The following is a 7920-nucleotide window of genomic DNA, read 5'->3' as shown; positions in this document are numbered from 1 at the left end:
TAAGAGACAGGTGTTGACGTTGTTGGCGCCACCCGGCGTGTACACCGGCGCGCCGTTGGCGGGCATCTGCTCCTGCGGTACGCCGTTCGACAGCGCCTGGCCCGGCGCCGTGGCCACGGGCGCGGCCGGCGCGCCGGACGAGGTCCCGCGCAGCATCCAGCCGCCGCCCACGCCCAGCGCCGCCACCAGCACCGCGCCGCCCACCAGCGCCGCGGGCGAGCGCAGCGGCGAAGCCGGCTTTGCCATCGTCATGTCGTTCGTCCCTTGCATTGCCTTGCTCTTCCGGACCGCCGAAGGGCAGTCCCTGTCTAGGCAACGATCGAGCCATGCCCACGGCGGACGCCTGTGGCGGCGGATGTGCAACGAAATACAAACGCCCGGGCGGAGCCGGGCGTTCGATGGAGCAGGCCCCCGGAGCGGCGCGCAGGCCGCCCAATTCAAGCCGTCAGAGCAGCGGCGCCAGCGCGCGCTTGGCCGCGGCCTCGTCCAGCCCGTTGCGGGCGGCCCAATCGGCAAGCTGGTCCTCGCCGATCTTGCCGACGTTGAAGTAGGCCGCCTGCGGGTGCGCAATGTAGAAACCGCTGACGCTGGAGGCCGGCGTCATGGCCAGGCTCTCGGTCAGGCCCATGCCGATGGCCGGGGCGTCCAGCACGCGGAAGATCTCGCGCTTGGGCAGGTGGTCCGGGCAGGCCGGGTAGCCCGGCGCCGGGCGTATGCCGCGGTACTTCTCGGCGATCAGCGCCTCGTTGGACAGCGCCTCGTCCGCCGCGTAGCCCCACAGCTCCGTGCGCACGCGCTGGTGCAGCCGCTCGGCGAAGGCTTCGGCCAGCCGGTCGGCCAGGGCCTTGAGCAGGATGGCCGAGTAGTCGTCGTGCGCGGCCAGGAACTCGGCCTCCTTCTTCTCCACGCCCTGCACGCTCACGGCGAACATGCCCGCGTAGTCGGCCTTCACGCCGCGCGGCGCCACGAAGTCCGACAGGCAGCGGTTGGGCCGGCGCACGCCGTCTATCACCGGGCGCTCGGACTGCATGCGCAGCCCATGCCAGGTCATCAGCGGCTCGGCGCGCGACTCGTCGGCGTAGAAGGCGATGTCGTCGCCCACGGCATTGGCCGGGTACAGGCCGATGACGCCATGCGCCTGCAGCCAGCGCCCCTCCACCAGGCGCTGCAGCATGCGCTGCGCGTCCTCGAACACGCGCGAGGCGGAGTCGCCCACCACCGGGTCCTGGAGGATGTCGGGGTAGCGCCCGGCCAGGTCCCAGGTCTGGAAGAAGGGCGTCCAGTCGATGCAGGCCACCAGCTCCGACAGGTCCTGGTTGCGGAACACGCGCTTGCCGACGAACTTCGGCGCCGTCGCCTCGTAGGCGGCCCATTCGATGGGCGTGGGGTTGGCGCGCGCGGCCTCCAGGCTGACCAGCGGCGTGGCCTTCTTGTTGGCGTGCTGCTCGCGCACCTTGGCGTAGTCGGCTTCCAGCTCGGCGATGTACTTGGCGGCCCGCTCGTCGCTCAGCAGCTCCGAGCACACGCCCACGCTGCGCGAGGCATCGGGCACGTACACCACCGGCCCCTCGTAGTGCGGCGCGATCTTCACCGCCGTGTGCACGCGGCTGGTGGTGGCGCCGCCAATGAGCAGCGGCGTCTTCTTGCCGCGGAAATGCGCATCGCGCTGCATCTCGGCAGCCACGTACTGCATCTCTTCGAGGCTGGGCGTGATCAGGCCGGACAGGCCGATGATGTCGGCCCCCTCCTCCTTCGCCTTGGCGAGGATGTCCTGGCACGGGACCATCACGCCCATGTTGACGACCTCGAAGTTGTTGCACTGCAGGACGACGCTGACGATGTTCTTGCCGATGTCGTGCACGTCGCCCTTGACGGTGGCGATCACGATGCGGCCCTTGGACCTCACGTCGCTGCCGGCCGCCATGAGCGCCTGCTTTTCCGCCTCGATGTAGGGCAGCAGGTGGGCCACGGCCTGCTTCATGACGCGGGCGGACTTGACCACCTGGGGCAGGAACATCTTGCCCTGGCCGAAGAGGTCGCCCACCACGTTCATGCCGTCCATGAGCGGGCCTTCGATGACGTGCAGCGGGCGCCCGCCCTCGGCGCTCACCTGCTGCCACACCTCCTCGGTGTCGGCTTCTATGAACTCGTTGATGCCCTGCACCAGCGCGTGCGACAGGCGCTGGCGCACGGGCAGCGCGCGCCAGGCCAGGCGCGCGCTGTCGTCCTTGGCCAGGCCGCGCACCTGGTCGGCGATGGCCAGCAGCCGCTCGGTCGCGTCCGGGCGGCGGTTGAGCACCACGTCCTCCACGCGCTCGCGCAGCTCGGCGTCGAGCTGGTCGTACACGCCCACCATGCCGGCATTGACGATGCCCATGTCCATCCCCGCCTGGATGGCGTGGTAGAGGAACACGGTGTGTATGGCCTCGCGCACCGGCTCGTTGCCGCGGAAGCTGAAGGAGACGTTGGAGACGCCGCCGGACACCTTGGCGCCAGGCAGGTGCCGCTTGATCCAGCGCGTGGCCTCGATGAAGTCCACGGCGTAGTTGTCGTGCTCCTCGATGCCGGTGGCGATGGCGAAGATGTTGGGGTCGAAGACGATGTCCTCTGCGGGGAAGCCGACCTCATCGACCAGGATTCGATAAGCCCGCTCGCAGATCTCGGTCTTGCGCTGGAACGTGTCGGCCTGGCCCTTCTCGTCGAAGGCCATCACCACGCTGGCGGCGCCGTAGCGCCTGATCAGCTTCGCCTGGCGCTTGAACTCGGCCTCGCCCTCCTTGAGCGAGATGGAGTTGACGATGCCCTTGCCCTGGATGCACTTGAGGCCCGCCTCGATCACGCTCCACTTGGAGCTGTCGATCATGATGGGCACGCGCGCGATCTCGGGGTCGGAGGCGATGAGGTTGAGGAAGCGGACCATGGCGGCCTGGCTGTCCAGCATGGCCTCGTCCATGTTCACGTCGATGATCTGCGCACCGTTTTCCACCTGCTGGCGCGCCACGGCCAGGGCCTGCTCGAACTGGCCGGCCAGGACCATGCGGGCGAAGGCCTTGGAGCCGGTGACGTTGGTGCGCTCGCCGATGTTGACGAAGAGGTGCCCCTCGCCGATGGACACAGGCTCCAGGCCTGAGAGCCGCATGGGCGGCACGGAAATGTTGGCGTCGTTCATGAATAGTCCGGATTCAGGCTCAGGCGGGCTCAGGCGGCGGCGACCAGGGAGGTGAACAGCGGGTCGGCCTTGCCGCGCGGGCGGTAGGCGCTGACCTTGCGCGCAATGGCGGCGATGTGGTCCGGCGTGGTGCCGCAGCAGCCGCCCACGATGTTGAGGAAGCCGCTCTTGGCGAACTCCTCCATCAGCCCCGCGGTGACGTCCGGCGTCTCGTCGAAGCCGGTGTCGCTCATGGGGTTGGGCAGGCCCGCGTTGGGATAGCAGCTGATGGCGGTGTCGCCCGCGATGCGCGAGAGCTCCTCGACGTAGGGCCGCATCAGCGCCGCGCCCAGCGCGCAATTGAGGCCGATGGCGATGGGCTTGGCATGGCGCACCGAGTGCCAGAAGGCGCCCACGGTCTGGCCGGAGAGGATGCGGCCGGAGGCGTCGGTGACGGTGCCGGAGATGATGACGGGCAGCCGCTCGCCGGTGTCCTCCATCAGCTCGTCCAGCGCGAACAGCGCCGCCTTGGCGTTGAGCGTGTCGAAGATGGTCTCGACCAGGAAGAGGTCGCAGCCGCCTTCGAGCAGCCCCTCGGCCTGCTCGCGGTAGGCCGCGCGCAGCTCGTCGAAGCTCACGTTGCGCGCGCCCGGGTCGTTGACGTCGGGGCTGATGCTGGCCGTGCGCGGCGTGGGCCCCACGGCGCCGGCCACGAAGCGGGGCTTCTCGGGCGTGGCGTACTTGTCGGCCGCCTCGCGGGCGATGCGGGCCGCGGCCACGTTCATCTCGCGCGCCAGCGGGGCCAGGTCGTAGTCCTCCTGCGCGATCGAGGTGGCGCCGAAGGTGTTGGTCTCGATGATGTCGGCGCCCGCGGCCAGGTACTGCTCGTGGATCTGGCGGATGACGTCCGGGCGCGTGAACTGCAGCAGCTCGTTGTTGCCCTTGAGGTCCTTGGGGTGGTCCTTGAAGCGCTCGCCCCGGTAGTCGGACTCGGTGAGTTTCCAGCGCTGGATCATGGTGCCCATGGCGCCGTCGATGACGACGATGCGCTGCGGCAGCAGCGCCGCCAGCGCGGCGCCCCGGGTGTAGTGCGGTGCGTTCATCCCCCGATTGTAGAAAGGGGCCCTTTCCGGCGCCGCCGCACGGGTGCGCCGGCGTGCCTACGTCACGCGTGAATCACGCGCGAAAGCCCATGCCGCGCCGCTGCCGCGCCTCGGGCTTGACCCGGTGCTCGCTCTCCAACTGGCTCAGGAACTCGTCCGGCTCGAAGCTCTCGCCCAACAGCTCCACCTGGCGGCGCACGGCGGCAAAGTCGCCCGGCGTGAGCAGGTCCAGTTGCGCCAGGCGCTGGCGCTGCTCGTCCGTCATGCGCGCGGCGTCGCCCTCCAGCGCCTCGTTGGCGAACATGCGCACGCGCTGCTCCGGCCGCAAGGGATGGAAGCGGATCTTGAAGGTGAAGCGCCGCAGCGCGGCCTCGTCCAGGTCGTCGAACAGGTTGGTGGTGCAAACAAAAATGCCGGCGAAGCGCTCCATGCCCTGCAGCATCTCGTTGACTTCGCTGACCTCGTAGCTGCGCTCGGCCATGCGGCGGCTGCGCAGGAAGCTGTCGGCCTCGTCCAGCAGCAGCAGCGCGCCCTCGGACTGCGCCTCCTCGAACATGCGCGCCATGTTGGCCTCGGTCTCGCCGACGAACTTGCTCATGAGGTCGCTGGCCTGGCGAATCATCAGCGGGCGCCCAAGCTGCTGCGCCAGGTGCTCGGCCAGCGCCGTCTTGCCGCTGCCGGGCACGCCGTGCAGGCACAGCGTGCCGTGGCCGCGGCGGCGCAGCGCCTCCACGATGCGCGGCAGCTCGAAGCGGCACTCCACGTTGAGCAGCTCCAGCACGTAGCGCGTGACGCTCACGCGCGCGGCGCTGCCGGCGCTCTGGCCCAGGGCGCGGTCGGCGTTGGCGAGCTGGCGCTCGATGAGCGCTTCCATGCCCGTGGCCTCGTTGGCCGCCAGGCGGGCGAAGCGCACCGCGGTGCGGATCTGCGCCGGCGTGAGGCTGCGCCGCTCGGCCAGCCGCGCCACGAAGCCCGGCGACACGGCGGCGCCTTCCAGCGCCCGCGCCACCAGCCCCTCGCGCGCGCCCGGCGGGGGAGACTTCAGCTCCAGGTGGTACTGGAAGCGGCGGCGGAAGGCCGGGTCGATCTGCTCGATGCGGTTGGTCACCCACAGCACGGGCACGGGGTTGGTTTCCAGGATCTGGTTGACCCAGGCCTTGCCGCTGACGCTGCCCGACAGCGGCGCGTCGCCGCTGTCCAGCCGCGCCATGAGCTGCGCGGTGTCGGTGGAAATGGGCGGGAAGACGTCCTCCACCTCGTCGAACAGCAGCGCCACGTGGCCGCTGCTCTTGAGGAAGACCTGGCTGATCTGCAGCGAGCGGTAGCGGTCGCGCCCGGAGAGCGAGTTGCCGTCGCGGTCGGCGTACTCCACCTCGTAGAGCTCCAGCCCCGCGGCCTGCGCCACCACCTTGGCCAGCTCCGTCTTGCCCGTGCCGGGCGGGCCGTACATGAGCACGTTGACGCCGGGCTCGCGCTGCGCCACGGCGTTCTTGAGCAGCGCGGTGAGCATCTGCACGTCGTCGCCCACGAAGTGGAAATCCTCGGCCGTGAGATCGGTGCGCCGCGCCGGGCGGGTGAACACGGCCATGAGCTCGCTGGGCTCGCGGTACTCGCGCATGAGCACCGGCGGCAGTTGCTCGCTGACCTTCATGAGGTCGGCCAGGTCGGTGATGTTGTGCTCGGAGATGAGGTTCTCGACCATGCCGATGCGCTCCAGGCGCGATCCGGCACGCAGCGCCTCGGCCACCTCCTGCTCGTTGACGCCGGCCACCGCGGCAATGGCCGCGTGCGCCTCCTGCGCGCTGGAGACCTTGAACTCCACCAGCAGCCCGCGCAGGTCGCGCTGGTAGCGCGCGAGCGTTCCGTAGAGCAGCAGCGCGCGCTCCGCGGGGTTGAGCTGCAGCAGCGCGGCCAGCGCGTCGATGTTCTGCTGCACGCGGATGGGCTGCTTCTTCAGGCTGCGCTCCAGCCACTCGGCGGTGGCGCCCAACACGGCCAGCAGGTCCTTGGGCGCGTCCTTGATGTATTCGTCGATGTAGAAGAAGAGCGTGCCTTCCTCATACGGGCCCCGCCAGCAGCCGTGGCGCTGCAGGAAGGCCGCGTCGGCGAGCGCCTCGTGGCCGCGCCAGAGCTCGTTGTCGCGGCAGCGCCTGCCCAGGAACTGCCGCAGCCGCGCCAGCGCCGGAGCGGGCCACACCAGATGGCGGCCCACCAGCGACAACAGGCTGCTCCAGTCGCGGCGCAGGTTGAAGCGCCCGGCCTGCTTCATGGTCAGGGCCAGGACGAACTGAGAGCACATCAGATCGAGTACCGGGGCCTCGGTCAGCCCGGGTGAGGGCAGCAGGCGCGCATCGGTTCGACTTCTCACCGCAACTCCTTGCGCTTTCCAGGGTGCGCGCGATCTTGTCGCAGGCCCTTCGCACCAGCAAGCCCCATGGGCTTGAAGATTTCAAGCCCGCAGCCCGTGGGATGTGACAAAAAACCGGGCCCGCACGCGGCGGGCCCGTAGGGCTTGGGCAGGCGGGAAGGCCTCCCGCCCGCGTTGGGCGGTGCGCCGCTCAGTGCAGGGTCACGGGCTGCTGCGCGAGCTGCGTGTAGCCGGCGATGAACTCGTCCAGCGCCTCCTCCGTGGGCTCGGTTTCGACCAGCCGGTCCACGCCTTCGCGAAAGCGCTGGGCCAGCGGGCCTTCGAGGAAGATTTCCTTGCGGGCGAACTTGTCGACGATTTCGTAACCGCCGCGCGTTTGCGCCTGGATGTCGTTGTCCTGCACGGCGGGCAGATCGAACTGCAGCACCGCGAAACTGTCCGAGTTGTAGAGCATGAGCATCTTCAAACCTCCTGGGCCGCAGTTGAGGTGGTTGAGGCAAGTTTCAAGCCCATCGGCCCCGGGGCACCTGCTTCAAGACGCTTCAGGGCAGCCGTTCCTCGGACTCCAGCACCAGTTCCAACGCTTCGCCGCCCCCCGCGGTGGACAGCCGCGCGCGCACGGGCAGGTAGTGCGACAGCGGGTCCAGCCAGAACTCCACGCGCGTGTCGTACTGCTTGCGCGGCTCGCGCGAGAGCTTCAGCGTGCGCAGGGGCCCGGTGGGGCCCTCCACCGTCTGCTCGCCCTCAACCTTGAAGGTCCAGACGTCGGCATCGGCGCGCGAGCCGGTGACGAAGACGCGCACGCTGGCCCCCGCCACGAAGCGGCGCGGATCGGCCGCGACGATGGCGGGAATCTGCAGCAGCACGCTCAGGCGGTCCTGCGCGCCGGCCAGCAGCGGGAACTCGGTGGTGGGCCCGGAGAAGGTGAGCTTGCCCGCGTCGCGCTGGAAGTTGGCGGCCTGCGCGTCGCGGCCGCGGCGGCGCACCTCGTAGCGCTCGGGGGCGATGCCCGCGCTGTCCAGCACGCCCTGGCTGCGCCAGTCCAGCACGTTGATGCCGGCCACGTCGCCCGTGAGCGAGGCCGCGTACTGTCCCGCCCCGGGCTGCCAGCGCAGCACACCCGTGCCCCACAGCAGGCCGCGCTCCAGCCGATAGCGGCGCAGCACGGGCGGTGGCAGCTCGGTGGCGTACACGGGCGGCGCCGGCTGGGCCTGCGGCGCGTCCGAGGCGGCGGACGCGGGCGCGGCCGGGGCGGAGGCCGCTTCGGAGGCCACTTCGGAAGCCGGCGGCACCGAGGCCGC

General features: G+C 70.1%; 5 protein-coding genes and 1 pseudogene. All 6 read right to left on the bottom strand.

Annotation, left to right across the window (positions count from 1 at the left end; genetic code table 11):
- A pseudogene (locus tag SM757_RS34225) lies at positions 1–252 on the bottom strand (hypothetical protein); the annotation flags it as partial.
- 193 nt (positions 253–445) lie between these two features.
- Positions 446–3169: a methionine synthase gene (gene metH, locus SM757_RS34220; protein WP_084267321.1), complete on the bottom strand. Its 2724-nt coding sequence runs from the start codon at positions 3167–3169 to the stop codon at positions 446–448.
- Positions 3170–3198: 29 nt separating this feature from the next.
- Positions 3199–4251 carry a homocysteine S-methyltransferase family protein gene (locus SM757_RS34215; RefSeq protein WP_322468747.1) on the bottom strand — a complete coding sequence of 351 codons (1053 nt, stop codon included), beginning with the start codon at positions 4249–4251 and terminating at the stop codon, positions 3199–3201.
- Positions 4252–4324: 73 nt separating this feature from the next.
- The gene (locus SM757_RS34210) at positions 4325–6619 is read right to left on the bottom strand and encodes an ATP-binding protein (RefSeq protein WP_066334372.1); all 2295 of its coding nucleotides are present in this window, start codon (positions 6617–6619) and stop codon (positions 4325–4327) included.
- Positions 6620–6809: 190 nt separating this feature from the next.
- Positions 6810–7079 carry a BTH_I0359 family protein gene (locus SM757_RS34205; RefSeq protein ID WP_066334367.1) on the bottom strand — a complete coding sequence of 90 codons (270 nt, stop codon included), beginning with the start codon at positions 7077–7079 and terminating at the stop codon, positions 6810–6812.
- An 82-nt stretch (positions 7080–7161) separates the two neighbouring features.
- Positions 7162–7920 (bottom strand): DUF3108 domain-containing protein (locus SM757_RS34200; protein ID WP_322468746.1); only part of this gene is annotated, 759 nt, incomplete at its 5' end.

The sequence above is a fragment of the Azohydromonas lata genome (assembly GCF_034427735.1).
Lineage (GTDB): Bacteria > Pseudomonadota > Gammaproteobacteria > Burkholderiales > Burkholderiaceae_C > Azohydromonas > Azohydromonas lata.
Note: the sequence above shows the minus strand (reverse complement) of the source record. Positions and strands in the feature narration are given on the sequence as shown.

Bases quoted from the DNA above. Each gene is read 5' to 3' on its own strand.
- metH (WP_084267321.1), bottom strand. From the start codon at position 3,169: ATGAACGACGCCAACATTTCCGTGCCGCCCATGCGGCTCTCAGGCCTG.
- SM757_RS34215 (WP_322468747.1), bottom strand. From the start codon at position 4,251: ATGAACGCACCGCACTACACCCGGGGCGCCGCGCTGGCGGCGCTGCTG.
- SM757_RS34205 (WP_066334367.1), bottom strand. From the start codon at position 7,079: ATGCTCATGCTCTACAACTCGGACAGTTTCGCGGTGCTGCAGTTCGAT.